We start from the raw sequence: 26,563 nt of genomic DNA on the forward strand, positions 1-26,563 counted from the left end.
TAAGTAAATATTGATAGGGAGTTTTTGTGATTAAACCATCGACAATCGGGATTTGCGGTTTTTGCATAAAGCCAGCTCCACAATCTATTTCTCGGCAAATATGAACTTGTTTGGAATGGGTTTGCTCTGCAATTATTACTCTGGAGGCAGGAATTTTTACTCCATCCAGCACAAAATCTCGTTGCAGATATAAAAGGGAATGATAATCCGGATCTCGCTTACCAAGATAATAAAATATTTTCACTGTGCAGAGGCCTCCTCAGTAGTTATTTTGGAACGATATACATCGGTGTTGTCACTGATAACAAGCATTCTTAATACACCTCGTAAAAATTTGGGAACAATTCGCATGCCATTCAATGACCATAATAAAAAGATAATGGCACAGGATACTAATGTATAACGAGCTCCAATTTTGCTGGATAAACTTCCCATCAACAAACTTCCCAAAGGAGCCATACTTGCTGAAGCCATAGTATATAAGGCAATAACTCTTCCTCTCATTTCCAAAGAAGTGATGCTCTGAATTAAAGTATTGGTCGTTGCCATTGTCATCATCCCCGTAAAACCAATAAAGATCATAAAGAACATACTAAGCAAAATTGAACCCGAAAGCGAAAATAAAATTAGGGTGATGCTATATACCAAACAGAGATAAACCAGACGCGTAGGTAATCCTCTAATATTTTTACGAGATGCTAAAAATATGGAACCGGCTAAAGCTCCTATTCCCATAGCGGACATTAACAAACCTTGAGTAGCGGAAGTTCCTTTCAATATATCTTTGGCAAAAATAGGCATTAAAGTGGCAAAGGACATACCAAATACCGTATAGATAGCCAGATTACTGATCAAATAACGGATAGGCATATTTTCCCAGGAATATTTCCAGCCGGATAGGATTTTCTTAAGAGTCGGTTCTTTCTGAGGTGGAAACGGAGGATAGCTTATTTTGATGAAACAAAGGGAAATGATAACCGGTATGTAAGATATGGCATTGATGGCAAAACAGACACCTTCGCTAAACATCATTATTAAAAATCCACCTATGGCAGGACCAATTAAACGAGCTCCGTTAAACATCGCAGAATTTGTAGCAATTGCATTGGGAACCATACTTCTGGTAGAAACCAGGTCCATTACGAAATTTTGACGAATAGGAGCATCTATGGCATCTATTATACCCTGAATAAAGGATAAAATTAAAATCGGATATTGAACCTGCTTATTTATCACTCCTGTTAAAACCAATATTGCCAACACTCCAGTTTGCAAGCAAAAAGCCACTTGCGTTAAAATCATCGTATGATGACGGTTTACTCTGTCTGCCCAAGCACCTGCAAAAGGACTGACAAAAACAGAAGGAATCATAGATAAAAAGCTTACTAAACCAAGTAAAAAAGCAGAGCCGGTTAAACGATATACAAACCAGCCCATAGTTGTGCGTTGTATCCAAGTTCCAATTAAAGAAATCCCCTGACCCATAAAAAAAATACGGTAGTTCTTGATGGATAAGGAAACGAAGATTTCTTTTAATTTTTTAATTACCATTGTTATAAAATGAAACGGGAAAGGTCTTCACTTTCAATCACGGGACTTAAACGCTCGGTTACCATTTTTTTCGTGATTCTAACTGATTTTAACTTCTCAGAAGGCATTTCAAACAAATAATCATCTAAAAGAGTATTCATAATCGTATGTAAACGCCGGGCTCCGATATCTTCCATTTTTTCATTTGCCAAAGCGGCAAAACGAGCAACTTCGTGAACAGCTTCCGGCACAAATTTTAGCTCCACTCCTTCGCTTCGAAAAATTGCCTGATATTGTTTGGTCAATGAATTCTCCGGTTCAATGAGAATGCGGTTAAAATCTTCTTGGGTTAAACTGTTTAGCTCTACCCTTATTGGAAATCTACCTTGCAGTTCCGGAATAAGGTCTGATGGCTTTGCTGTGTTAAAAGCACCCGCGGCTATGAACAAAATATGCGAAGTATCTATCATTCCGTGTTTAGTAGGAACCTTTGAACCTTCCACGATAGGAAGTAAATCTCTTTGCACACCGCTACGGGAAACATCAATACCTCCCTGTTTGTCTGTGCTGGCAATTTTATCTATTTCATCAATAAAGATAATACCATTTTCTTCTACTGCGGTTTTTGCTGTTTCAACCAGTTTATCTTTGCTTATCAAACGGTTGATTTCACTTTCCATATAGCGTTTCCAGGCAGCGCGGACTGTGGTTTTTATTTTTCTGGTGGCTCCTTTGCCTTGAAATATGTTGCTGATCATTTCGCTAAAATCAAAATCCAATAATTCCAAGCCCGGTCCGGGTAATATTTCCAGATTGGGATAGTTTTCAATTTCGGGTTCAATTTCAATTTCTTTTTCATCCAGGGTTCCAGCAAGCAGCTTTTTACGCATTTTCTCACGACTGCGTAAATATCTTTCATTTTCAGGAGAATTTTCCATATTAGTGTTTTGTTTCAGTTTTTTACTGCGCGGCAATAATATGTCCAGAATCATTTCGGTAGCGTTAAATTCGGCTTCGGGTCTAACTTCTTCAATCATTCTTTCGCGAACCTGACTAACTGCATAATTCATCAGTTCGCGCACCATCGATTCCACATCTCGTCCTACATAACCTACTTCCGTAAATTTCGATGCTTCCACTTTGATAAAAGGAGCTCCCGTTAGGCGTGATATTCTTCTGGCAATTTCGGTTTTTCCTACTCCGGTAGGGCCTATCAAAATGATATTATTGGGTATAATTTCACCTTTGATATCGCCAGAAATTTGTTGACGACGCCAACGGTTTCTAAGGGCAATAGCCACACAGCGTTTTGCTTTATCCTGCCCAATTATATATTTGTCCAGTTCTTCCACGATGCGTTTGGGAGTTAAGTATTCATAGTTCAGCAATTTTTATATTTCCTCTACAATAAAATTATCATTTGTGTATATACAAATTTCAGAAGCTATTTTAATGGCTTCCACTGCTATTTCTCCTGCACTCAATTTTGTTTTATGTGCTAAAGCGCGAGCTGCAGCCAAAGCATAATTTCCGCCACTGCCAATGGCGATTATATTATCATCCGGTTCCAAAACATCTCCTGCTCCATTAATTAAAAGCAGGGAGTCCTTATCTCCGGCAATTAGCATTGCTTCCAAGCGTCTTAAAATTCTATCCTGACGCCAGTCCCTGGCTAAATCTATGGCTGCTTTACGCAGGTTACCTTTATTGGTTTTCAGTTTTTCTTCAAACCGATCCAATAAACTGAAAGCATCAGCAGTTGCTCCGGCAAAGCCAACAATCACTTTTCCGTCAAATATTCTGCGTATTTTTTGGGCTTTTCCTTTTACAATTGCTTCGCCCATTGTAACTTGTCCATCACCGCAAAGAGCCGTTTTACCGTTTCGGTGAATTCCTATAATAGTAGTTGCGTGCATAATCATTTTTTTAACTTGTTTCCTTATCATTAATATCTTTATTTTCAGAAAGCTCATCCGGTTCGCTTTCAGTTTTCTCGCTATGGTCAAAACGGAGTTCCAGTGCTTTTTTATATTTTTCTTTTACCAATTCGCTATCTTCTTCCCGGCAATTTTTTAAGATCAATTCAAATATTTCATCGGTTCCAAGGGTCTCTTTTTCTTGCAGTTCAGCAGCCATAATTTGCATCAGTTCTTTTTGTTCGTTCAAGATAGAGATTGCTTGAGAATAGGCATTATTGATAATATCTCTTATTTCGCGATCTACTAATTGCGAGGTCTCTTCACTAAATACCTCGTGCGAAACAAGTTCTTTTCCCAGAAAGACCTCTTCTTGCTCTTTTCCAATAGTCATAGGGCCTATTCTATCACTCATTCCCCACGAACAGACCATTTTTTTCACAATATCAGTGCAGCGTTCCAAATCGTTTCCCGCACCGGTTGTAAATTCATTAAAGACAACTTCTTCAGCGGCTCTTCCACCTAAAAGAGTAACCAATAATTGTAACAAATAGCTCTTGGAATAGTTGGTTTTATCACTTAAAAGATAATGAGTGGCTCCACCCGTAAAACCGCGTGGAATGATTGATACCTTATGCACGGGCTCCACTTTATCCAAAAAAACGGAAGTGAGAACATGCCCAATTTCGTGGTAGGCAGTAAGCCGTTTATCTTCTTCAGGAATAACTCTGCTTTTCTTTTCTTTGCCAAGGATAAGCTTATCTTTTGCCTCTTCAAAATCTTCCATTTGAATCTGGGTTTTGTTTTTACTGGCTGCAATCAAAGCTGCCTCATTCACCAAATTAGCTAAATCTGCTCCACTAAAACCAGGAGTTCCTCTGGAAATTATTTCCAAGTGAACATCATTGGCAAGCGGAACTTTAGCAGTATGAACTTTCAAGATTTCCGTCCGTCCTTTGATATCAGGCAAATCAACCGTCACTCTTCGATCAAATCTTCCGGGCCGTAATAAAGCAGGATCAAGAATATCGGGACGATTAGTAGCTGCTATAATAATTACAGCTTCATTGGGCTCAAAACCATCCATTTCCACCAAAAGCTGATTAAGGGTTTGTTCTCGTTCATCATGTCCACCTCCTAATCCACTTCCGCGATGCCTTCCCACTGCATCAATTTCATCTATGAAAGTAATGCAAGGTGCATTTTTCTTTGCCTGTTCAAAGAGATCCCGAACCCTGGCTGCTCCGACGCCGACAAACATTTCCACAAAATCAGAACCGCTAATGGAAAAGAATGGAACCCCCGCCTCTCCCGAAACAGCTTTTGCCAAGAGAGTTTTTCCTGTGCCTGGACGTCCAATTAGTAAAACCCCGCGAGGAATTCTTCCTCCTAAGCGTTGAAACTTTTTAGGGTCTTTCAAAAACTCCACAATTTCTTGTAATTCTTCTTTTGCTTCATCCACTCCGGCGACATCTTTGAAAGTAATTCCCGTTTTACTTGCCTCATATAAACGCGCTCTGCTTTTTCCGAAACTAAATGCTTTTGAATTTTGAGCATTCATTCCGCGCAGGAAAAAAGCCCAGAAAACAATTAGCAACAAAAACGGTAGCAGGTAAGAAATTATACTTGCCCAACGCGATGGCTTAGTGGCACTAACTTTTATGCCCAAGGCGACCAGAGAATCAACCAGTTGTGGATTTTCAAAGGGTAGAGTAGTAGAGTATTTTTTCTTGGCAGTATCGGTATAGAATATGTCCTTTTCCGCAAATTGAACTTGAGTAACCTGTCCATTGGCAACGCGTGTCATAAAATTACTATAACTCTCTTTATTGATAGCATTTCCGCTTGTGCTGAAAGTATGAATGATAATTATTATCAATAATATGAGCATTATGACAATAGGTAAAGAGAATGCAGGTTTTTTGGTTAGCACATTTTTGGGGGTTTGGGCATTACGAAAATCGGCATTAGGGTTATTTTTATTCGCCGCGTTCCTTTTACGAACTATAATAGAACGGATTATACTGATTATGGAAATTGCCAATAGGGCAATGATAAACCAGTTCATAAGCGAGGAAATCTCCATAAAAGCATTGCCTGCCTCCGGAATCGTTTTCGGGGAAACATTTAATGAATCTCCCGGCACAGCGATTAGGGCAACTGATGCTATTACGAAGATAATGACAAATATAGATTTTAACATATATAAAGCTCTTCTTTCAGGATTCCTATATAAGGAAGGTTACGATATTTTTCAGCATAATCAAGTCCATAACCTACCACAAATTCATTCTTTATGGAAAAACCCACATAATCAAATTTTACATCTGTTTTATGAGCTGCAGGTTTGTCTAATAGCACACAGGTCTTTAATCCGGCAGGTTTATGTTGCATAAGATAGTCCTTTATATATGCCAGAGAAAGCCCTGAATCTACAATATCTTCCACTACTATTACATCTCTTCCGGATATATCAATATCTATGTCCTTACGAATTTTAACCACGCCACTACTGCTTGTTTGATCTCCATAGCTGGATATGGCTAAAAAATCAACTTCCACAGGAATCGTAATACTTCTTACCAAATCAGCCAGAAAAACGAAACCACCTTTTAAAATGCCTATCATAACAGGCGTGCTGCCATTATAACTATTGGAAATTTCAGAACCCAGTTCACGAATGCGGGTTTGAATTTTATATTCGTCAAATAGCACAGCGGATATATCACAATTCATCTTATTCATTATTGCCTCTTTTCTTTTTTATGGATTGCGCGTCGGGTTTTTTCCGATATATTATTAGCCACGATTTGCAAATAGCGGGAGGTATTTTCATCACATCTTACCCTGTTATCCAATCTGTGGCATGCAACCCAAAATATTTTTTCCCCATCATCAAAAAGGGGAATAGAATCCCTTTCATATTTAGGGACTTTTTCGTCAATAAAAAACTCTTTCAATTTCTTTAACTGTGTCATTCCAAAAGGCATAAAACGATCACCTGGTTTTCGGTATCTAATCATAAAAGGAAACCTAATTTTATCGGCGTCAATTATTATTTGCACCTGACCATCTTCGCATTTTAGGTCTTTGGGCAGAACCCTTAAGTATTTGAAATTGAATCTATAATTTCCATATACAGCCATAATGCGGTCACTCTCAATCAGCATTGGTTCTTTTTCTGCTTTAAGTTTATTTTCACCCCACTGTATCTCAAATTCTTCATATTGTTTTATAACGGTAACATTATGAGGTAGATAAAGGCATTTACTGCCAGGGGTGGTTAGGATATTTTCAATTGCCAAATAATGAGCGGCAAAAAAATCATTATTACTACCGCAGACAGTTTCAAATGCTTTACGCAATAAGTAATATCGTTCAATTTTAGGTAGTTTTAACACTTGAGGTGAAGATAACACAATTTTAGTCGGTTGAGCGTCCAAACAAATTTTTTTCAAATGAGCTTTACTGCGTTGCACAAAATACTTATCCGTATTATCAAAGAGTTCGGATATGAAAGATAGATGAGAAGATAGCGCAGGATTAAATTCCTGTTTAAGTTTGGGTATAATATCATTTCTTAACAGATTTCTTCTAAACTTATTATCCAAATTACTGGAATCCGTGCGCCAAGAAATTTCCGCTTGCACCAATATCTCTTCAAGTTCCTTTCTACTGAAACACAACATCGGATGCACGATTTTTCCCGAAATCGGTTTGATGCCTGCCATTCCACTGATACCTGAACCGCGTAATAGATTTAAAAGAACTGTCTCCGCTTGATCGTCTTTTTGATGGGCAAGCAAAATTTTATCAAAATTATAACACTCCAGCACTTTTTCAAAAGCGGCAAAGCGCTGTTTGCGGGCTTGATTTTCCAGATTTCCTTTGGGAGGAATCGTTATTTTATGAATGATGACAGGAATATTCAATTTTAAACAGAGCTGTTTTACTGATTCTTCATCAGCGTTACTTTCAGCTCCTCGGATCTGATGATTGATATGCACGACCAATAAAGTTAAATTATAGCTAACTCTTAGCCGAGAAAAAAGATAGAGCATAGCATTTGAATCCGCTCCACCAGAGCATCCCAGCAATAATTTATCCCCATTGTGGATCAGTTCATTATCTTTGATATATTTTTCCAGATATTTCAGGGCTTTGGCAATTTCCATCCTGATTCCTTATTTCATAAAATTCCAATTCTCAATTATTTTTATAATGGCTGCCGTGTCAACTTGTTTTTTAAATCTGACATTTTACTTATTTAGCAGTCATTTTTGAGGAAATGGGAGATTATGTTTAAGGGAGAAATTATTGCTAACATCCTAAAATATTCGTTCGCAGAAGACCATTTCTGATTTCTTCCCCATTTAACATTATAAAGGCAATGCGATTGTAATTATCATTCTTCTAAGAGTTCTCTCTTTATCCATTTTCCTTCTCCTTGATTTTGGATACCGTGTCTCCTTTTTTTAGGGCACTTCATTGTAACATAGTGGATTATCTAACAACTCTCTAACACTTCCGTAACACTTCTGTAATCTCGTTACTGGATTGTTACGGAAGTGTTACTGTAATGTTTAAGTATTTAGCAGGGGAGAAGCAGCTGACATAATGGAGCCAAAGAAAGGTAGAAACAAGAAATTGCTTGACGAATTTTTATATTAACTGCATTAGGATTTATTATGAGAATATATGCAGAGGAATCGATGAAGGCAGATGTAATTATCATTAATATCAGCAAATTAGTAACTCTTACCCATAATAATAAACCCCGTTTTGGCAAAGAAATGGAAGAAACGGCTACGATTGAACAAGCGGGAATAGCCATTCAGGCGGGTAAAATCATCGAAATAAATGATAGTAATGCCATAAAAGAAAAATATCCTTTCTCCGATTGTATAGATGCCAATGGGCAAGTTGTCACCCCTGGTTTTGTTGATTGCCATACTCATCCCGTTTTTGTCCACACTCGTGAAGATGAATTTGCCCTGCGTTTACAAGGTAAAAGTTATGTTGAAATTGCACAAGCTGGAGGTGGAATCGTTAAAACAGTGCAGACAACGCGGGAAGCAAATGAGGATTTGCTTTTTGAACTGGCAAAAAAACGAATTTTAAAAATGATCCAACAAGGAACTACTACTCTGGAAGCAAAAAGCGGTTACGGACTTGATACCGAAAGCGAATTAAAACAATTACGAGTTATCAAACGCTTGCAGACGGAACTTCCGATTGATATTGTGCCCACTTTTTTGGGAGCTCATGAATTTCCTCCTGAATTTAGAAATGATCATTCCGGTTATGTAGAGCTACTTTGTAAAGAAATGATTCCTGCCGTTGCGGAACAAGGAATAGCTGAATTTTGTGATATTTTTACCGAAGCTCATACATTTAATCTTGAAGAATCCCGTAAAATATTATCCTGTGCTGAGCATTATGGATTAAAATTGAAAATGCATTGCGATGAGATTGAGCCCATTGGTGGTGCAGAACTTGCCAGTGAAATGAAATGTTCATCTGCCGATCATTTAGGTTCTGCCAGTGAAACAGGAATTATGGCACTGCAAAAAGCAGGCGTAATACCCGTTTTGTTGCCTGCCACTTTATTTTCTTTACAAAGTAAAAAATACGCCAATGCCAAATTGATGATGGAACAAAATCTTCCTGTTGCCATAGCTACTGACTTTAATCCCGGTAGCTGTAATTGTGATAGTATGCCATTAACGATGTCTCTTGCCTGTTTACAAATGGGGATGACTCCTGCCGCGTCTTTATGTGCTGCAACTTTAAATGCTGCTTTTGCCATTGACAGAGGCAAAATAATTGGCTCTTTGGAGACAGGTAAACAGGCAGATTTAATACTTTGGGATATTCCCGATTTGAATTTTATTCCCTACCATTTGGGATCTTCACATATAACCAGCGTGTTTAAAAATGGAAAAATAGTGCATAAGGTAATCTAAGTGGCAGATACATCGCTAAATAGCTATCAAATAATTAAAATTGTAAACAGCTCTCTGCGCTTTACTCTCTATCAAGCAAAACAGATAGAAACCGGAAAAATAGTCCTAATCAAAACTCCGGATAGCCAAAGAACAAATGACATTGAATTGAAACAAGACCTGCTAAATGAAGCTAATGAACATATAAAATTACATCATCCTCTCATTAGAACTGTGTATGAAATCAGAGAAGAAAAGGGAACTGCCTATTTGATTGGCGAGTTTATAGAAGGTATTACCCTTTCCGCTTATTTGAAAAGAAATCCTTATACATTAACTTTGGAAGCATCGCTTTTGATGTTGCAAGAACTTTTGGAGGCCATCTCTTACGCTCACAAAAAGGGGTGCATTCATTTAAATTTGAATCCATATAATATTCTTGTAGATAAGGAAAACCATCTGCATATTATTGGTTTCGGCAAAAGCCAAAATGCCTATAAAACAGCTTACGAAAAAGAAGAGACCTATCATCCACTTTTATACATTGCTCCTGAGCTATATAAAGCAGGACTTGCCCTTCCTCAATCGGATTTATATTCTTTTGCTGTAATCGCTTATGAGATTATGTGTGGAGTCATCCCTTGGCGTATAGACAATCAACTTAATCCTGAAAAACAAAAACAGCAGTCAATGTGCCGAGCTGTCATTATGCCGGAAATTTTACAAAAACAAGTTCCGGACTGGCTTTTCGCCGCTTTATTGCAATGTTTGAAACTCGATCCTCATTTGCGGTTTTCCAATGCGGAAGAACTTTTGGAACTGTTTGCCCAGAAAGATAATTGGGTGCCGGAAGAAGCAGAAAAGATAGAAGAGCCAGTAGAAAAAATAGCAGAAATTAATATCCCTGATGAATTGCCGCATTCAAGCTTAAATGCTGACGCTGTAATTCAAGAAGATTTAAAAATAGATATACCAATTCTCTCTGACAAATTAGAAGTTGTTCATCCGGAAGAACTATCCAAACCCGAGCTGCCAAAGCCAAAATTGGAAACTCCTCCTCCAAAAATTCCTCAATATTCATCCGCTTCATCTTCACCTATCGAAGCTAAAGAAACCAAAAAGCTGAAGAAAACCTTAAAAGTCCTTATTTGGATGTCCGCTATCGTTATTCTGTTTATTGTCGTTAAATATGTAGCTTTTGGCTCCCGACCCAAATTTTCATCTCTGGCTGATAGCACCCAAGTGGAAATTTCGGAACAACCTACCCAGGCAAATATTCCCATTCCAATGGTTTTTGTCCCTGCCGATACTTTAGTGATGGGAAATATTGCTCCAGATGCAGATGACGATGAATTCCCGCTCTTAACGATTGGAATTTCTGCTTTTTATATTAGCCCAAAGGAAATAAGTCAAGCAGAATGGATGATGGTTTTTCCCAGTAATCCGGCTCATAGTAAAGATCCTTCATTACCGGTGGAAAATGTAAATTTTTATGATATTATAGATTTTTGCAATCAGAAAAGCGTTTTAGACGGCTTTGAGCCCTGCTACGATTATTATGATACTGAAGTGGTCTGCAATTTTTCTGCAAATGGTTATCGGTTGCCCACGGAAGCGGAATGGGAATTTGCCGCCAAAAGTGGAAAAAGAAATGATTTTTTTGTTTACAGTGGTTCCAATAATCCCGATGAAGTTGGTTGGTATAATGTAAATAGTGATGTTCAAAGTCATCCCGGCGGTCAAAAAAAACCTAACCAACTGGGAATTTATGACCTAAGCGGAAACCTGTTTGAATGGGTCTGGAATTGGTATGCTCCTTATTCAGCTCGCAACTGGAATTTGATAACTGGTCCCGATAAAGGAACCGATAAAGTTATTAGAGGTGGTTCTTGGTATCATAATGTTTCTGAAATGAGGGTTACTAACCGAAATTATGCTAAGCCCTACACGAAAAATGCTTACCTTGGTTTTCGGGTAGTAAGGACAAAGTCAATGTAAGTTCAAAGTTCAAAGTGCAGGAGTTCAAAGTTCAAAGTTCAAAGTGCGGGAGTTCAAAGTTCAAAGTTCAAAGTGCGGGAGTTCAAAGTTCAAAGTGCGGGAGTTCAAAGTGCGGGAGTTCAAAGTTATATTTGGTGAAACGGGTCAATTTTTACGGTAAAATTCTTTCTGCTTTAGCTCTTCAATCTTCATTTCTACTTGACAGTAAACAGCTTGCCGATGTTTAGGTCATAAATAATAATTTGGAGGAAAAACCAAGTGGAATACACTGATTATAAAAAAACAGCCAATGAAATAATAGAACAAATATCTGAAATTCGGAGGTTACTTTGATCCGGAACCGAAGCAACTATTAATTTCTGAATTGGAGCAAAAGATGAATGCTCCGGACTTTTGGCTGGATCAAACAAATGCTAAAAAAGTAAGTAAACAGCTCTCTCAATTACGAAACGAACTGGATCACATAAAAAAACTGGAAAACATAAAAGGCGAACTGGAAACCTATCTTTCTTTGCTGGAAGAGGATTTTAATGCTGATTTACTAAATGAAGCGGTCTTTGAACTACCACGCATACAAAATTTCATAGAGAAAGCGGAAATAGAATGCTACCTAAATGATAAATATGATCATAATGATGCTTTGTTAACTATTCATTCCGGTGCGGGAGGAACAGAATCTCAAGATTGGGCGGAAATGCTTCTAAGAATGTATTCTCATTGGGCAGAAAAGAATAACTATAGTTTCAATATTATTGATTACCTACCGGGTGAAGAAGCGGGCGTAAAAAGTGTCAGTATTGAAATTAAAGGTGATTTTGCTTATGGAATGTTGAAAAGTGAGATTGGGATTCACCGTTTGGTGAGAATAAGCCCTTTCAATGCTCAAGGGAAAAGACAGACCTCCTTTGCTTCGGTTTTTGTGTATCCTGAATTTGATGAGGATTTGGAAGTGGAAATAGACCCTAAAGACCTAAAAATAGATACATTCCGTTCCAGCGGGGCAGGCGGACAATATGTAAATACAACTGATTCTGCCGTGCGCATAACTCATTTACCTACAAATATAGTAGTTACTTGCCAAAATGAACGCAGTCAAATTCAAAATCGGGAAAAAGGGATGTCCATTCTAAAAAGCCGATTGTATCAATACTATGAAGAACAGCGAGAAAAAGAAAAACAAAATATAGAGAGTAGTAAAACGGAGATTGGCTGGGGTAATCAAATTCGTAGTTATGTATTTCAACCATATCAAATGATTAAAGATCATAGAACAAATTATGAGACAGGTAATATAGATAAAGTTATGGATGGCGATTTGAATGATTTTATCTACGCTTGGCTGAAATATAATGCCCACAAGAGAATAAATGGCTAATCAGGACTACAAACAATTGCTTAACGAACTTGATCTTGACAAGTTGCCTAAGCATATCGGTTTTATTATGGATGGAAACGGTCGTTGGGCAAAAAAAAGAAACAGACCTCATCTTTATGGCCATAGAGCAGGTGTGAAATCATTGCGTCAAGTGGTAGAATTGGGAGTGGAACTGAAACTACAATATTTAACCTTCTATGCTTTTTCTACGGAAAACTGGAACCGTCCGGAAAGTGAAGTGAAAGGTTTGTTAAGATTGCTGAAAGAGCAGCTGAAAAAAGAAATTCCGGAACTGATGGAACAAAACATTTATGCACAGTTTATAGGCACAAATAGCGGTCTGGATAAAAATTACTGGAATGATGTTTGTTCCTTGGTGGCACAAACTCATAATAATACAGGAATGATAGTAAATTTTGCTTTCAACTATGGAGGACGCCTGGAAATAATTGAGGGTTTTAAAAAGTTTATGACTGTGCACCCTGATGAATGGAATAAACTAACTCCCGAGGATTTTGGCAATTATCTTTGGACTGCTGGTCAGCCCGATCCCGATTTGATAATTAGAACCAGTGGCGAAAAACGGCTTTCCAATTTTCTATTGTGGCAATCAGCGTATGCTGAAATTTATATTACTGATACTCTTTGGCCTGATTTTGATAAAGTGGAACTGATTAAGGCGCTTAAAGATTATGCCTCTCGCGAACGCAGATTTGGAGGAAGATAAATTATGAACGAACTGGTTAAGAGAGTGCTGGTTGCAGTGATATTGATTCCCATAGTTCTTATTATTCTTTACTATCGGGGCTTGCCATTAGTTATTGCATTATCGGTAGTAGTTTTTTTAGGCGGACTGGAATATATTAGGATGATGCGCAAAGCAGGAATTAAAATAAGCTATTTCTGGATGCTTGTTTACTGCGTATTCTATTATGCTTTGGTTTATATTAAAGATATGGATTTATCGCTTCTCTGGATTGCCTTATTGCTGATGATTTTGGAAGCGATGTTTAAATGGCAAACTAACTTATCTATTCCACTACTTTTTGCCACTCTTTTCGGATTTATATATATTGCTATGTTTCCTGCTTTATTGGCTCGGATAAGTATTTTTTATACTGAATATAATTTTTTACTTGCCTTAATTCTTTTAATTTGGTTTGTGGATTCTGTGGCTTATTTTATTGGTATGAAATATGGAAAACATAGAAATATAACCGAAATAAGCCCCCATAAATCAATGGAAGGTTTTATCGCAGGAATACTTGCGCCGTGGTTGATTTTGATTATATTATATATTTGCAAGGTAAGGATTCTTCCTTTTGCTTATCTGGCATTGCTTTCAGTGGCAGCAGGCATATTTGGTCAGATAGGTGATTTGATGGAGTCAATGCTGAAACGATATTGTAAAGTGAAGAACAGTTCTAATTTGCTTCCAGGACATGGAGGTATCTTAGATCGATGTGACAGTTTTCTGTTCGCAGGTTCTTTTTTATATTGTGCTTTGGAAATTTTAACTAAAGTGAGGTAACTATAATGAAAAGAGCACTTATTCTAATCCTTATGCTGGCTACCGTGACATTTATATTTGGTCAGATAGTAGCAGCCGACCTTTTTATCTCCGAATATGTGGAAGGGACAAGTAACAATAAGGCACTTGAGATCTTCAATGGAACTGGTGACCCTGTTGATTTATCCGCATATACTCTTAAATTGGCTTCCAACGGTGGAACATGGAGCACAACCAATCTCTTAACAATGAGCGGAACTTTGGACGACGGAGAGGTTTATGTTGTTGCTAATTCGGGAGCCGAAGCATCTATCTTGGCTATTGCCAATATAACTTCTACCGTTACTTATTATAATGGTAATGATGTAGTGGGATTATTTCACGGAACTACATTGATTGATATCATTGGTGTCTATCAACAGGATCCCGGAACTGCTAATTGGCCTGTGGCCGGAACTGCTTCCGCTACTGCAGAACATACTTTAATTCGTAAACCAACAGTTATTCAGGGTAATACTGATTTTGTTGCTGGAGCTGGAACCAACCAAGATGATTCTGAGTGGATTGTTCAACCTCAGAACTATTTTGCTGATTTGGGTCAACATACATTTAATCCCAATGCTCCCGAACAAGCTGCAACACCTGTTTTCAATCCTGCTTCAGGCGTTTATGCCAATCCTATCAGTGTAACTATTACCACCGAAACAACTGGTGCCTCTATTCGTTATACTCTGGATGGAAATGAGCCAAGTGAGACATCAACTCTTTATACTGCACCTATATCAATTTCCACAAATACTACTATTAAAGCTAAAGCGTTTGCCACTGGCTATAATCCTTCTTATACAGCTACCGCAAATTATATCTTTCCGGTTCAAATATCGAATATAGCTGCTCTCAGAGCTTCTGTTGCTGATGGAACAACTATCTATCAACTGGCAAATGAAGTAATTTTAACAATGCAACAGGCATGGCGTCACCAAAAGTTCATTCAGGACAATACTGGTGCCATTCTTATTGATGACTATTCTGGTATCATAACCACTACTTATAATATTGGAGATGGAATTACAGGTATCACGGGAACTTTAAATCGTTATACTACTGGAATGCTTCAGTTTTGGCCCCAAGTAAATCCTAATCCTGCAACTTCTCATGGACATACTATTATTCCTCAGGTGGTAACTATAGCGGAAATCAATAGTGATATGGAATTGTATCAATCTCGGTTAGTCCGTCTGAATAATGTTCATTTTGCGTCTCCCATCGGAAATTATGCCGCCTTAACCAGCTATGATATGTTAGATGATACAGGAACAGTTGTTATGAGAACTCAATTTTCGGATGCAGATTATATCGGAACTCCGATGCACGAAGGTAATTTTAATGTGTATGTGATTGTTACTCAATATAACACAGCTGTTCAAGTAACCCCCAGAATGCTTAGTGATTTTAATCCCGTTGCCATTGATGATGATGTTTTAACTCCTGGAACAATAAAATTATTGGGCAATTATCCCAATCCCTTCAATCCGGAAACAACGATTCGTTTTAATATGGAAAAATCAGCTCCTGTTGATATAACTATTTATAATAATAAGGGGCAAATTGTTAAAACATTTAATACAATTGCTGCTCAAGGCATAAACAGCATTGTTTGGAATGGGAAAGATAATAATGGGAAGCCGGTAAGTAGTGGAATTTACCTGTTTCGTTTGAAATCAGGAACTTATAGCAGCACTAAGAAAATGGTGATGATGAAATAACCGGAGAAATCTGTTTCTCCACAAAATTGGGTAGTTGGAGAACGCTGTTTCTCCTTAAAAAAATGAAGACAGCGAGCTCCGACTATCCAGAAAACAGCATACTGACGACCTATTTTTTCAAAATAATATAAGGATATCAGTATGCTGCTTCATTATTAAGTGATAGATGCAAACACCCCAAAAAAAGTTACTGCTGATTACAGATTTATATCCTAATAAATTTAATCCTGTAAATGGTGTATTTGTTCAGAAGCAGGCAATTGAGTTATCAAAGTTCTATCAGATTCAGGTGGTAGCTGCTTGTGACAAAAATCCTTTTATTATTTATCAACATCATCAGGATGGTTTTGACGCCAAGATAATCTGCTATCCCTATTGGCAAAAGTTTTTTTTATCTTCACTGATAACTTATAGAATATTAGCTTTGCCAGTTATAAAAAGATGCTATAAAAGATTTAAACCGGACATCATACACATTCATGATTACCGTCATATTCCGGAATTATTTTGGTTGAAGCCCTGGCTAAATAAGCTCCCTATTCCGAAATATTTAACCTTACATAATATCCGAACTCATCCTGCGTTTCTAATGAATAACCCCAGAATTAAGTTTTATAAATGGGCTTTAGGTCGGACATTAACAAGATGGAATCATATATTTACTGTCAACAGCAGATTGGCTGAATGGGCAAAACCCTATAATCAGAAAGTAACAGTTATAGGAAACGGCATAACTGAACCGATATCTGTTGAACCCGCATTAATAGATAATTTTAAGAAAAAACTATATGATGATTATTTTAAGATTATCAGTATAGGGAATCTGGTTACCGACAAGGGTTTTTCTTATCTGATTGAAGCAGTTTCTATTCTGAAAAAGGAAGGATTCCTTATCCAACTTCTAATTGTAGGAGAAGGCGAAAAAAGAAATGATATTGAACGCAAGGTTCATTCTTGCGATGTTGCTAAAGAGGTAACTTTATCAGGCAGAATTGATAATGCTTTCTTAAGAAATACTCTGCCTTTGTTCGATTTATTTGTTTTACCAAGTTATAGTGAGACATTTGGCATTGTTTTTTTGGAATCGATGTTCGCTGGATTACCTGTTATTGGAATTAGAAATGAAGGTATTTACGGCTTGGCAAAAGATGGAGCAGAAGCACTTTTTGCAGAACCAAAAAGCAGTAAAGACCTTGCCGATAAAATCAAATTACTAATAAACAATCCTGTCCTAAAAGAAGAAATGGCAAAAGCTGGGCAGATATTAGTGAAAGAAAAATATATGCTTAGCGAGCTTATTCAAAGAGTGATAAAAGTGTATGAACAAAAATAAAATCTTGATGATTATCAACGAATTTCCACCCACGGGTCAAAGCGGTGTGCAAAGACCTTTAAAATTCGTTAAATATGCTGTAAGAGCCGGATGGGAGGTGCATATTATTGCTCCTGACAAGCCGGTGAGAAAGGTGGTAGATTATTCGTTGTTGCAAGAAATCCCCAAGGAGGCACATATTTACAGAGTTGCTGGCTTGGGTATCAAAAATCCCGAAGAAAACAAAATGGTAGATGCCCGCTTTGAAGATACAGCTCCCCATTCAAAAATAATCAAAGGATTTTGGGGATTTCTAAAGCTAATCAATGATTTTCTTTTTCCTTATGACAAACAGATTGGTTGGATGCCTTTTGCTTATTGGAAAGCAGTTAAATTAATCGATAAACACAAAATTAGAAATGTCTTTATTACAGCTTATCCCTATTCTGCGTTTCTGGTCGGTATCGCGCTAAAAAAGAAGTATAAAGATAAAATATTTTGGATTGCTGACTATAGGGACTCTTGGCAGTTTGGTCCCTTACTTGATAAAATGGTTTTGCCTTTTAGATTTAAAAAAATATGCAAAACTGATGATAGAGTTTTGGCAACTTGTGATGCAGCTGTTTTTGTTACCCCGGAAACCCGATTGCAATATATAAATAAACATAGCTGGTTGCAAGAAAAATCCTTCTATATATCCAACGGTTATGATGAAGATGATTTTAAGGGAATTACGCCGAAAAAGTTTGATCAGCCGACACTTGTTTTAATGGGCAAGTTAACCAAGGTTTATGGTTCTCCCTTAAATTTACTGAAGGCACTGGAGGACTGCTTACCGAATAACTATCAGGTAATTCATATAGGTAACATAGATAAAGCTATTTTGCAAAGCATTGCCGCTTCCGATTATACGAGCTATAAATATCTTGGCTATCAAAAACATAGCGAGGCAATTGCTTATTCTCTGGGTGCGGATATCAATCTGATTATTCTATCGGACAGCCCCAGCGCTAAATATTGGTATCCGGGTAAGCTCTTTGAACTTTTACGGTGTGGCAAACCCATTCTGGCTTTAGGTCCCAGGGAAAGCAATCTGGAGAAAATATTAAACGAAACCAAGCGCGGCAAATATGCCTATATTAATGATAAAGAACAGATAAAAGCGCACATTATGGACATTCTGCAAAAACCCGCTCAGTTTGATAACTCTCCTGAAACGATTAAACAATATTCCAGGGAAGAGACCTGCAGGCAGCTATTAGCAATTTATGAAAAAGGTCAATCCAGCAGTTCCTGAACGCGTTTAAATACCATATCCGGAGTGAGCTTAACCAGACAATCTAATGCACATTCAGGTTTCTTTTTCTTTTCAATGCAAGGAGCACAGGAAACAAGATAACGAATAATATGGCTATTAGCAGAAAAAGGAGCTGTTTGAGCTTCATTGGCAGGGCCAAAAATCGTTAGACCCTTTATCCCAAAGCAGGAAGCAATATGTCCCAAACCAGAATCTGTATTGATAAAGAAATGTAAGTGTGAAATTACAGCTGCCACATTTGCCAATGGTGCATTGCTCAAAATCAAAGTGTTCGTTCTTGCCTGAATTGCTTTTCCTACTTCAATTTCATCCGGTCCTGCAATAATGAGAATTGGATAGGAATAGTGCTCTTGCAATTTGTTTATCAGAGTTATAAAATATTCTTTACTCCATCTTCTATGTTTGTTTTTAGCTAAACAACCAGGATGAATGCCAATAACTTTTTCTCCTGCAAGTTTATGCTCAAGTAAGAATTTCTCTGCCCACTTCTGATTTTCTTCGGCTAAATGAAAATAGGGATGTAAATGTAAGTCATTTTGCTTGGAAAGTGCATCTTCCCAAGAAGGTAAATTTAAAAAACTCTCAAACAGTGCATAATTACTATGGGTTCTGGAAAATGCAGGATTAAATTTAATATACATAGATAAACCAGGGTAGCGGATAGTTCTATATTCACCTATCTTCTTTTCGGCTTTCAAGAGCAGCATAAATAGCCATGTTTTCCAAGGTTTTACTCCAGAAGAAAAAAGAATTGCTCCATATATTTGCTTACGCAGAGCTAAAATTGTGGGAATAAGCAAGTTAGCTTTCCAACCGGTAAAGTGTATTTTACTTATAAAGGGAGCATTTGTAACAGGAATTGCCGCTGATTCAGGAAAGAAAAGAATTTCCAGTTCCAGTTTTGGATATATTTGTTTTACTGCTTGCAGGACAGGAGTTAATAATATCAAATCACCAATACCCCAAGTGTGAATTACTAATACTTTTGTTACTGGTTCATCTTTCATAGCTCTATCCTTAAGCTTTCTTGCGGGATATATTATTCATCATCTCTTTAATTTCGGTTACTGTCTCTCGATGGAGGTCAGTTACATCTTTCCAGGTAGGTAAAAGATAATGCAACATTTTGCCTTTACTGTCGCGCTGTTCAAAATAGACAATCAGAAGAAACCAAAGAAAATAAGATATACTTGTAGCAAGAGCGGCACCGTTAATTCCCATCGTAGGTATTAACAACATATTTAAAATAATATTCAAAACCAAAGCTATCGCAGGAAGGATAATACTGATTATTGGAAAACCTTTACTGTTCAGATAGTTATTAAATAGAGATCCAAAACTAAGTCCATAAGCTGCCGGCATCAACCAAAAATAGACATAATAAACAGGAACGAAATCAGCTCCAAACATTATCTGCATCACTGGTTTTCCAATTAGTCCAAAACCCAGATTCGCCAAAGTAATAAAAAAGAAAAAAATCAGCAGGGTTTTCTTTAGCAGAAGCCATTTACTTATGTCATCTTCAATATCGGAAAGCTTGACAAATAATAAGCCCCCTACGAGGTTAGAGGCAATCTGAATGAAATCTACAATATGAGCAGCTAAAGAATAAATACCTACTTCCGAAAAATTTAGAAAGTGCTTAATTAAGACAATATCAGCTCTAATTAACAGCATTATGAATAAGGAGGATAGAAATACTCGGAATCCAAAACTATAAAGCAGCTTGATTGTTCTAAAATTAATTTCTTTATACCAATTGCTCCACCGATTACGAAAAGCAAGATATAAAATACTGCAAACCATTCCTATCAAGTTAAACACCAACAGGACATCTATTCTATCAACTTTTAAAAGTGTAAAATAACCAATTAATAAAAGAACAAAGAATACCGCCGAGATTATAAAATGAGAAAGGGAATTTTCCAGAACTCTATCCATCCCCATATATATTGCCTGCAGTTGCATAAATGCTTTGTTCAAGGAAACAAACATTATGAGATAAATTATTTTTACAGGGCTTAGTTGATAGCCAATCAGTTTATTCCAAAAATCCAGAAAGGCAACTCCGATAGAGGTCATAACCACTATTTCGAAAAACACAGTAAGGATTGTCCACCCAAACAATGTCTGAACTTCATCCGGGTGCTTACGCACGATATATGGATAACTTCTATATACACCTAAATCCAGAATTGTCCACATAAAACCGCATAAAGTGATCAGATAACTGTATTCACCTTTTAAGGTTACACCTAAATATCGCGCACTAATCCAGCTGATCAAAAATGACAGTACCAAGATTACTATTCTGAAACTGCCGCTGGTTATTATATTTTTTTTCAGGTTTATCTGCGACATTTTTCTCTTGGGAGCTCAGCATTAAGCTTTACATCATAATAATTCATAATGCCATAAACATAATCCCTGCCTTTTTGTCAATTGCAAAACAAAATTCCATAAGGTTTCAAAGTGAATTCTGCTTGACAGCTCACCTCTGATTATAAATGTGATTTGCTAAGATTGACAGATTGTTAAACTGTTATTGAATAGGATGTAAAGGATTATAAATGACCTTAGCGAAGATAGTATTCTGGGTTTCATGGCTACTTTTAGCTTACCATCTTTTCGGGTATGGCTTGATTTTATTCATATTCAACGCTCTGTTTAGAAAAAAGAAATCTCTATATCCAGAACCCGATGAATATCCTTCTATTACAGTTCTATGTCCTGCTTATAATGAAGAAAAGATAATTGAAGCAAAAGTCCAGTCATTTTTGAACTTGGATTACCCCAAAGATAAAATAAAAATGATAGTAATTTCTGATGATTCCACCGATAAAACCAATGAAATAGTAGAGAAATACATAGACCAAAATATATCCTTAGTAATTCAAAAACCGAGGGCAGGAAAACAAAATGCGCATAATTTAGTTTTGCCAATGCTTGATACTGAGTATATATTATCTACAGATGCAAACAGTATTTTTAAGCCCGATTGTGTTAAGTTATTAGTGAAAAAAATGCTTTCGGATAATAGAAATGGTATGGTTTCTGGAGAAGTGAATATGGTTAAAAGAGGAAAGCAGCAATCGGGAGAAGGATTTTATTGGAAATATGAGTCATTTCTTAAATTGTTGGATTCCAGATTTAAGACCTTAATTGGCGCCAATGGACCAGTTTATTTAATTAAAAAGGAATTATTTACTGAAATCAGTCCGCATAGTCCAGATGATTTTGAGAGAGTCCTCATTACAATTCAAAAAGGTTACCGAGCAGATTATGAGCCCAAAGCCATAATATCGGAAGATGAATCAGAAAAAGCAACGGATGAAGTTCAGAGAAAAATTAGGATTATTACCCAAGAATGGTTTGTTCTAAAGCGAAATATAGGAATATTAAATCCTTTTCGCTATCCGGCTGTCAGTTTTATCTTTTTTTCGCACAAGCTGTTGCGGTGGTTGTTTTTTGTTTTTGTATTGACAGGATTCATCTCCAACGCTTTTTTGCTTTCAATATGTTTCTATAGGATAGTTTTTATTTTGCAGGTCATTTTATATTTGCTTGGAACCTTATGCCTAATCAGTCAGGCAAAAGGAAAACATATACCTTTAACCGGTTTGGCAGGATATTTAGTAGCAATGGTATTTTCATCTGCAGTTGCCTTTATCCATTTTCTCCAAAACAAGAAGTATGAACTATGGAAACCTTTACGCTAAAGGAGCGGAAATGAATATAATAGTTACGGGCAGCAATGGTTTTGTCGGTTCCAATTTAATGTGGAAATTAGAAGAAGAGGGACATAAAGTTATTGGAATCGATATCAGTGACCAATGTGATTATAAAAAACATCCGGAAACGATGATAGGTGATATCCGGTCTATTAAAGAGCTGAATAATGTCTCTGATACTTATTTTAAAAAGTATAACAGCCCGCTTGACTTGATAATTCATTGTGCCGCGGCAAAAAATGATTTTGGCATTTCTCGAGCTGAATATTACAGTCATAATAAATATGGCACCAAAGCTCTCTTGAAGTTTGCCGAACAGCATAATATTTCTAAACTCATCTACATCAGTTCAGTAGGTGTTTTTGGTCACCCTCAAGGAGAAGCAAACGAGGACTCTCCTTATGATCCTGACAGCGATTATGGCGCATCCAAACTTGCCGGAGAGATACTTTGCAAACAATGGCAGGAGAAAAATCCTAAGTATGAACTGATTGTTTTGCGTCCTGCTGCCATTTTTGGTCCTTGCAACATTACCAATACATATAAACTGATAGATACTTTGCATAGAAGACCGTATATTACGATCGGTGAAGGCAATCATATAAAAACTATTGTTTCCATCTATACTGTAATTGATATGATCCTTTTTGCCATTCAAAAATTAAAACCGGGTTACGAACATTATAACTGCATTGATGAGCCGTATTTAACTTTAAAAGAGCTGATGGAGCTTATTTGCAGCAATCCCGGGTTTAAAATGCCGAAAATTAAAATACCTTTAAAAGCAGCGATTGGAATTGGTTATTTATTTGATATTCCAGCTAAGCTACTAAATATAGACCTGCCCGTAAATAGTGATAGAATGAGAAAACTGGGAACCGCAACTTATTTTACGGCTGAAAAAGCAAAAGCGGCAGGTTTTAGCCAAAGAATTTCACTAAAAGACAGCATTGCCGAAATGTGCAATTGGTATCTATCTATAAATGATTAAGATGAAGGAGTTATATTATGGACAAAATTAAGCTCGGAATTATTGGCTGTGGCAGAATTTCCAAAAACCATTTTGAAGCCGTTTCTCAAATTCCGGAAGCGGAATTTATCGCTGCTTGCGATATAATTGATTCCAGATTACAAACAGTATCTGAGAACTATGGAATTAAAAAACTTTATACCAATTATAAGGATATGTTGGAAAAAGAAAATTTAGACCTTGTTTCTATCTGCACTCCCAGTGGGTTACATCCCCAAATAGGTATGGATGTAGCGAATCATAAAATCAATGTATTAACCGAAAAGCCGATGGCGACTAATATCGAATTTGCCGATGCCTTAATTAAAAAATGTGACGACAATAATGTTCAACTTTTCGTGGTTAAGCAAAATCGCCTCAATTCTACTATGCAACTTCTTAAAAGAGCAATTGATAAAGAACGCTTTGGCAGAATCTATTTAGCGGAATCCAATGTCTTCTGGCAAAGACCTCAAGCATATTATGATGCCGAAAAATGGCGTGGAACTTGGGAATTTGACGGCGGGGCATTTATGAATCAGGCAAGTCATTATGTGGATGCACTTTATTGGCTTTTGGGAAATGTGGACAGCGTTATGGCATACACGGCAACTATGGCTCGCAGAATTGAAGCTGAAGATACGGGTTGTGCCATCCTTCATTTTCGAAATGGAATTATTGCCACCTTAAATGTCACGATGTTAACCTTTCCTAAAAACTTTGAGGGCTCCATAACTATCATTGGAGAAAAAGGAACCGTTAAAATCGGAGGCGTGGCAGTGAATAAAATAGAAAAATGGGAATTTGAGGACTATGACGACGATGATCGCATTGCCCAAGATGCAAATTATCAACCACCCAATGTTTATGGTTTTGGGCATAACCCCTACTACCGCAATGTTATAGATGTTCTTTTAGGGAAAGATGTGCCCGCTACCGACGGAAGAGACGGAAGAAAATCTGTAGAAATCATTCAAGCAATTTACCGTTCAGCCAAAACTGGCAAGCGTGTTTCCCTGCCTTTGTAAAATAGATTTGTAGTCGGAGGATACCATTCTTCCGCAAAATGTGTAGTCGGAGGATAACATTCTTCCGCAAAATGTGTAGTCGGAGGACGCTGTTCCTCCGCTTTTTATTTCTCAATTCCTCCATACTCCAAACTCATAACCATTCCATAACCATCGCATAACCATCCCGTATCGTAATATGGGTTGGTTACGAGAAACTATTGAGTAGCAGATGGTTAGGGTGTAGGCGATTATTACTGCCCAACTCGGGTGAGTATATCCCTAAATGATGGGCTTTCTAAGTATATTTTTATCACCTATTTTACTATCTCCTAATATGATACTCCTATCTTTTGTGTCCGATTGATTCATTTTCTGCATTTCAGCAAATAAATATTTGTTTTTTGTCATTTTGGCATTATTATATAAATAGACAAATTAGCTATAAAGGAGAAAAAAATGGAAACAAGAGAAGGTATGCCGTTATTAGGGGATTTATTCCCCGAGATGACCGTCGTTACTACCAAAGGTATTATGAATCTTCCCCAAGATATGGCGGGGAAATGGTTCGTATTTTTTAGCCATCCAGCAGATTTTACACCCGTATGCACAACCGAATTTGTTGCTTTTCAAAAATTATACCCTAAATTCAAAGCTTTAAATACGGAGCTTATCGGGCTTAGTGTTGACCAAGTATTTTCCCATATTAAATGGGAAGAATGGATTAAAGAACATCTTGGCGTAGAAATTCAATTTCCCATTATTGCCGATACTGGCGTAGTAGCAAACAAATTAGGACTTATTCATCCCGGAAAAGGAACCAATACAGTCCGTGCGGTATTTGTTGTCGATGATAAAGGCAAAATCAGAATTATTCTATACTATCCACAAGAACTCGGACGCAATATGGAGGAAATTCTCCGCATTGTTGAAGGTATGCAGTTCTCAGATAATAATGCTTGTTCGATGCCCGCCAATTGGCCCAAAAATGAACTGATTGGAGATAAGGTTATTATTCCTGCCGCTGCAACTGTGGAAGCGGCAAATGAGCGTCTCGGCAAAATTAAAAAAGGTGAAATCGAGGGTTATGATTGGTGGTTTTCCTATCGGGATGGCAAATCTAAACCTGCTGCAAAAACGCCAAAAACCAATAAAAAATAACATCTATCAGGGGCAGTAACAAATGCTGCCCCTTTATTTTTGTTTCGTGCAGACGGGCTGTTCACTATATGTATTCCTTATTATTGATGCGTAAACGAGTTACATAAATAATTTCACACGCGCCATTGCCCTCGTCTATTCTGGTTTTACTTGTATTCCAAGAACTAAAACGCTTTTTTTGATCCTGCCCTAAAACATTTACTAAATAACCCTCTAATTGCACTTTATCCTTCTTTTGCACTTTTCCCAGCGCGCGCTTGATATTTTTGTCTGCAGGGATTAAATGATTATTGCTAAAATGCGCATTCAAGTATTTGACATCAATCGGAGCATTATTTTGATACTTATACAAACAAAAACGCACTACCTGATCAAATTTGATGTAAGGTAAATAATCAGGTGCTTTCCCCCAAATGAGAGCAAAATCATAAGGAGATAATTCGCTCATAAAACCATTGTAATATTTCTTTTTACTAACAACTATTCCTGCTATCCTATAATCTGCAACCGGAATTATAGTATATTTTTTGCTTCCTAATTCCAGAATGGGAATAAATGCTTCCGAATTGGTTTTCTGAACGGGTTCTGCTAAAATATCAAGCGTAGAGGAATACGCACAATCGCTACCTTCAGGCGTAGTATAAATTTTATATCCAAAAATTATGGCTAAAGCCGTTAATATCACGCATCCGATTACTATAAGCCGATTTTTCAAATTCACCTCTTGTTTTCTTTCAATTATAGTATAATTATGTTCTCTAAAATGTCAAATTGAACTTTTAAAGCGAATGTCTTAGCAGAAATAATAATATTTTTTTCTACCTCTAAGTTAATGTCACATAGGATGATAGTGGAGGCAGGAGGTATTTAAGGGTGGGAAGTAGAGAAAAAAGGTATTGACAGAAAAGGGGGAGTTTAAAGGATGACACAACCTGGCGAGCGAGTCAGGGATAAAGTTCTTTGAGAGATAAATAGAGTGAGCAAG

22 protein-coding genes are annotated in these 26,563 nt (G+C 37.1%); 12 read left to right on the forward strand and 10 right to left on the reverse strand.

The annotated features are described in order from the left end of the window. The 7 genes from ABFC98_03945 to tilS form a co-directional block, all read right to left on the reverse strand. Window positions 1–244, reverse strand: a 244-nt coding sequence (locus ABFC98_03945) for a laccase domain-containing protein (protein MEN6445181.1), incomplete at its 3' end; no start/stop codon positions are given. After that, window positions 241–1,551 carry an MFS transporter gene (locus ABFC98_03950; GenBank protein MEN6445182.1) on the reverse strand — a complete coding sequence of 437 codons (1,311 nt, stop codon included), beginning with the start codon at window positions 1,549–1,551 and terminating at the stop codon, window positions 241–243. The genes ABFC98_03945 and ABFC98_03950, both read right to left, overlap by 4 nt. A gap of 2 nt (window positions 1,552–1,553) precedes the next feature. Further along, a complete protein-coding gene (hslU, locus tag ABFC98_03955) occupies window positions 1,554–2,918 on the reverse strand; it encodes an ATP-dependent protease ATPase subunit HslU (protein ID MEN6445183.1) in 1,365 nt (454 codons plus the stop codon). Between the two features lie 3 nt (window positions 2,919–2,921). Then, window positions 2,922–3,452: an ATP-dependent protease subunit HslV gene (gene hslV, locus ABFC98_03960; protein MEN6445184.1), complete on the reverse strand. Its 531-nt coding sequence runs from the start codon at window positions 3,450–3,452 to the stop codon at window positions 2,922–2,924. Between the two features lie 4 nt (window positions 3,453–3,456). Beyond that, a complete protein-coding gene (gene ftsH / locus ABFC98_03965; GenBank protein MEN6445185.1) occupies window positions 3,457–5,649 on the reverse strand; it encodes an ATP-dependent zinc metalloprotease FtsH in 2,193 nt (730 codons plus the stop codon). Further along, window positions 5,643–6,191 (reverse strand): hypoxanthine phosphoribosyltransferase, encoded by a 549-nt coding sequence (hpt, locus tag ABFC98_03970; GenBank protein ID MEN6445186.1) that lies wholly within the window; start codon window positions 6,189–6,191, stop codon window positions 5,643–5,645. Before hpt ends, ftsH begins: the two co-directional genes overlap by 7 nt. Beyond that, on the reverse strand, window positions 6,191–7,621 hold the full coding sequence (gene tilS, locus ABFC98_03975; protein MEN6445187.1) for a tRNA lysidine(34) synthetase TilS: 1,431 nt from the start codon (window positions 7,619–7,621) through the stop codon (window positions 6,191–6,193). The genes hpt and tilS overlap by 1 nt, the downstream gene beginning before the upstream one ends. Window positions 7,622–8,134: 513 nt before the next feature. Here tilS and hutI point away from each other — a divergent pair. The 8 genes from hutI (at window position 8,135) to ABFC98_04015 (ending at window position 18,649) form a co-directional block, all read left to right on the forward strand. Then, entirely contained in the window at window positions 8,135–9,412 is a 1,278-nt protein-coding gene (gene hutI / locus ABFC98_03980; GenBank protein MEN6445188.1) for an imidazolonepropionase, read from the forward strand. Continuing rightward, on the forward strand, window positions 9,413–11,389 hold the full coding sequence (locus tag ABFC98_03985) for a bifunctional serine/threonine-protein kinase/formylglycine-generating enzyme family protein (protein MEN6445189.1): 1,977 nt from the start codon (window positions 9,413–9,415) through the stop codon (window positions 11,387–11,389). A 258-nt stretch (window positions 11,390–11,647) separates the two neighbouring features. Then, window positions 11,648–12,764 (forward strand): peptide chain release factor 2 gene (gene prfB / locus ABFC98_03990; protein ID MEN6445190.1). Its coding sequence is split into 2 segments (ribosomal slippage): window positions 11,648–11,716 and window positions 11,718–12,764, totalling 1,116 coding nucleotides; the frame shifts between segments, so codons are not numbered across the junction. Beyond that, window positions 12,757–13,491: an isoprenyl transferase gene (locus ABFC98_03995; protein MEN6445191.1), complete on the forward strand. Its 735-nt coding sequence runs from the start codon at window positions 12,757–12,759 to the stop codon at window positions 13,489–13,491. The genes prfB and ABFC98_03995 overlap by 8 nt, the downstream gene beginning before the upstream one ends. 3 nt (window positions 13,492–13,494) lie before the next feature. Next, entirely contained in the window at window positions 13,495–14,295 is an 801-nt protein-coding gene (locus ABFC98_04000) for a phosphatidate cytidylyltransferase (GenBank protein ID MEN6445192.1), read from the forward strand. 5 nt (window positions 14,296–14,300) lie between these two features. Next, window positions 14,301–16,040: a chitobiase/beta-hexosaminidase C-terminal domain-containing protein gene (locus tag ABFC98_04005; protein MEN6445193.1), complete on the forward strand. Its 1,740-nt coding sequence runs from the start codon at window positions 14,301–14,303 to the stop codon at window positions 16,038–16,040. Between the two features lie 166 nt (window positions 16,041–16,206). After that, a complete protein-coding gene (locus ABFC98_04010) occupies window positions 16,207–17,373 on the forward strand; it encodes a glycosyltransferase family 4 protein (GenBank protein ID MEN6445194.1) in 1,167 nt (388 codons plus the stop codon). Further along, window positions 17,360–18,649 (forward strand): hypothetical protein, encoded by a 1,290-nt coding sequence (locus ABFC98_04015; GenBank protein ID MEN6445195.1) that lies wholly within the window; start codon window positions 17,360–17,362, stop codon window positions 18,647–18,649. Before ABFC98_04010 ends, ABFC98_04015 begins: the two co-directional genes overlap by 14 nt. On the opposite strand, the gene ABFC98_04020 is transcribed toward ABFC98_04015, so the two are convergent. Together ABFC98_04020 and ABFC98_04025 are read right to left on the reverse strand one after the other, a co-directional pair. Next, the gene (locus ABFC98_04020) at window positions 18,631–19,677 is read right to left on the reverse strand and encodes a glycosyltransferase family 9 protein (protein MEN6445196.1); all 1,047 of its coding nucleotides are present in this window, start codon (window positions 19,675–19,677) and stop codon (window positions 18,631–18,633) included. The two genes, ABFC98_04015 and ABFC98_04020, sit on opposite strands and share 19 nt — an antisense overlap. 10 nt (window positions 19,678–19,687) lie before the next feature. Beyond that, window positions 19,688–21,031 carry a polysaccharide biosynthesis C-terminal domain-containing protein gene (locus ABFC98_04025; protein ID MEN6445197.1) on the reverse strand — a complete coding sequence of 448 codons (1,344 nt, stop codon included), beginning with the start codon at window positions 21,029–21,031 and terminating at the stop codon, window positions 19,688–19,690. A 209-nt stretch (window positions 21,032–21,240) separates the two neighbouring features. Here ABFC98_04025 and ABFC98_04030 point away from each other — a divergent pair, with 209 nt between their 5' ends. From ABFC98_04030 to ABFC98_04045, 4 genes are all read left to right on the forward strand, one after another. Beyond that, complete coding sequence (locus tag ABFC98_04030; GenBank protein ID MEN6445198.1) at window positions 21,241–22,389, forward strand: glycosyltransferase family 2 protein; 1,149 nt, start codon at window positions 21,241–21,243, stop codon at window positions 22,387–22,389. Between the two features lie 10 nt (window positions 22,390–22,399). Then, window positions 22,400–23,392, forward strand: coding sequence for an NAD(P)-dependent oxidoreductase (locus ABFC98_04035; protein MEN6445199.1), 993 nt, complete (start codon window positions 22,400–22,402; stop codon window positions 23,390–23,392). Window positions 23,393–23,409: 17 nt separating this feature from the next. Further along, window positions 23,410–24,438 (forward strand): Gfo/Idh/MocA family oxidoreductase, encoded by a 1,029-nt coding sequence (locus ABFC98_04040; GenBank protein MEN6445200.1) that lies wholly within the window; start codon window positions 23,410–23,412, stop codon window positions 24,436–24,438. A gap of 438 nt (window positions 24,439–24,876) precedes the next feature. Further along, entirely contained in the window at window positions 24,877–25,578 is a 702-nt protein-coding gene (locus ABFC98_04045) for a peroxiredoxin (GenBank protein ID MEN6445201.1), read from the forward strand. Between the two features lie 64 nt (window positions 25,579–25,642). Here ABFC98_04045 and ABFC98_04050 read toward each other — a convergent pair whose 3' ends face one another. Continuing rightward, window positions 25,643–26,293: a hypothetical protein gene (locus ABFC98_04050; protein ID MEN6445202.1), complete on the reverse strand. Its 651-nt coding sequence runs from the start codon at window positions 26,291–26,293 to the stop codon at window positions 25,643–25,645. Window positions 26,294–26,563 lie beyond the last annotated feature (270 nt).

Source organism: Candidatus Cloacimonas sp. (assembly GCA_039680785.1).
In the GTDB taxonomy this organism is placed as follows: Bacteria; Cloacimonadota; Cloacimonadia; order Cloacimonadales; family Cloacimonadaceae; genus Cloacimonas.

What these genes read in the sequence shown, in the direction of transcription:
- ABFC98_04015 (MEN6445195.1), top strand. Translation starts at nt 17,360, where the DNA reads ATGAACAAAAATAAAATCTTGATGATTATCAACGAATTTCCACCCACG.
- hpt (MEN6445186.1), bottom strand. Translation starts at nt 6,191, where the DNA reads ATGAATAAGATGAATTGTGATATATCCGCTGTGCTATTTGACGAATAT.
- ABFC98_04035 (MEN6445199.1), top strand. Translation starts at nt 22,400, where the DNA reads ATGAATATAATAGTTACGGGCAGCAATGGTTTTGTCGGTTCCAATTTA.
- ABFC98_03995 (MEN6445191.1), top strand. Translation starts at nt 12,757, where the DNA reads ATGGCTAATCAGGACTACAAACAATTGCTTAACGAACTTGATCTTGAC.
- ABFC98_04045 (MEN6445201.1), top strand. Translation starts at nt 24,877, where the DNA reads ATGGAAACAAGAGAAGGTATGCCGTTATTAGGGGATTTATTCCCCGAG.
- ABFC98_03950 (MEN6445182.1), bottom strand. Translation starts at nt 1,551, where the DNA reads ATGGTAATTAAAAAATTAAAAGAAATCTTCGTTTCCTTATCCATCAAG.
- ABFC98_04025 (MEN6445197.1), bottom strand. Translation starts at nt 21,031, where the DNA reads ATGTCGCAGATAAACCTGAAAAAAAATATAATAACCAGCGGCAGTTTC.
- ABFC98_04005 (MEN6445193.1), top strand. Translation starts at nt 14,301, where the DNA reads ATGAAAAGAGCACTTATTCTAATCCTTATGCTGGCTACCGTGACATTT.
- ftsH (MEN6445185.1), bottom strand. Translation starts at nt 5,649, where the DNA reads ATGTTAAAATCTATATTTGTCATTATCTTCGTAATAGCATCAGTTGCC.
- tilS (MEN6445187.1), bottom strand. Translation starts at nt 7,621, where the DNA reads ATGGAAATTGCCAAAGCCCTGAAATATCTGGAAAAATATATCAAAGAT.
- hutI (MEN6445188.1), top strand. Translation starts at nt 8,135, where the DNA reads ATGAGAATATATGCAGAGGAATCGATGAAGGCAGATGTAATTATCATT.
- hslV (MEN6445184.1), bottom strand. Translation starts at nt 3,452, where the DNA reads ATGATTATGCACGCAACTACTATTATAGGAATTCACCGAAACGGTAAA.
- ABFC98_04020 (MEN6445196.1), bottom strand. Translation starts at nt 19,677, where the DNA reads ATGAAAGATGAACCAGTAACAAAAGTATTAGTAATTCACACTTGGGGT.
- ABFC98_04040 (MEN6445200.1), top strand. Translation starts at nt 23,410, where the DNA reads ATGGACAAAATTAAGCTCGGAATTATTGGCTGTGGCAGAATTTCCAAA.
- ABFC98_04000 (MEN6445192.1), top strand. Translation starts at nt 13,495, where the DNA reads ATGAACGAACTGGTTAAGAGAGTGCTGGTTGCAGTGATATTGATTCCC.
- ABFC98_04030 (MEN6445198.1), top strand. Translation starts at nt 21,241, where the DNA reads ATGACCTTAGCGAAGATAGTATTCTGGGTTTCATGGCTACTTTTAGCT.
- ABFC98_04010 (MEN6445194.1), top strand. Translation starts at nt 16,207, where the DNA reads ATGCAAACACCCCAAAAAAAGTTACTGCTGATTACAGATTTATATCCT.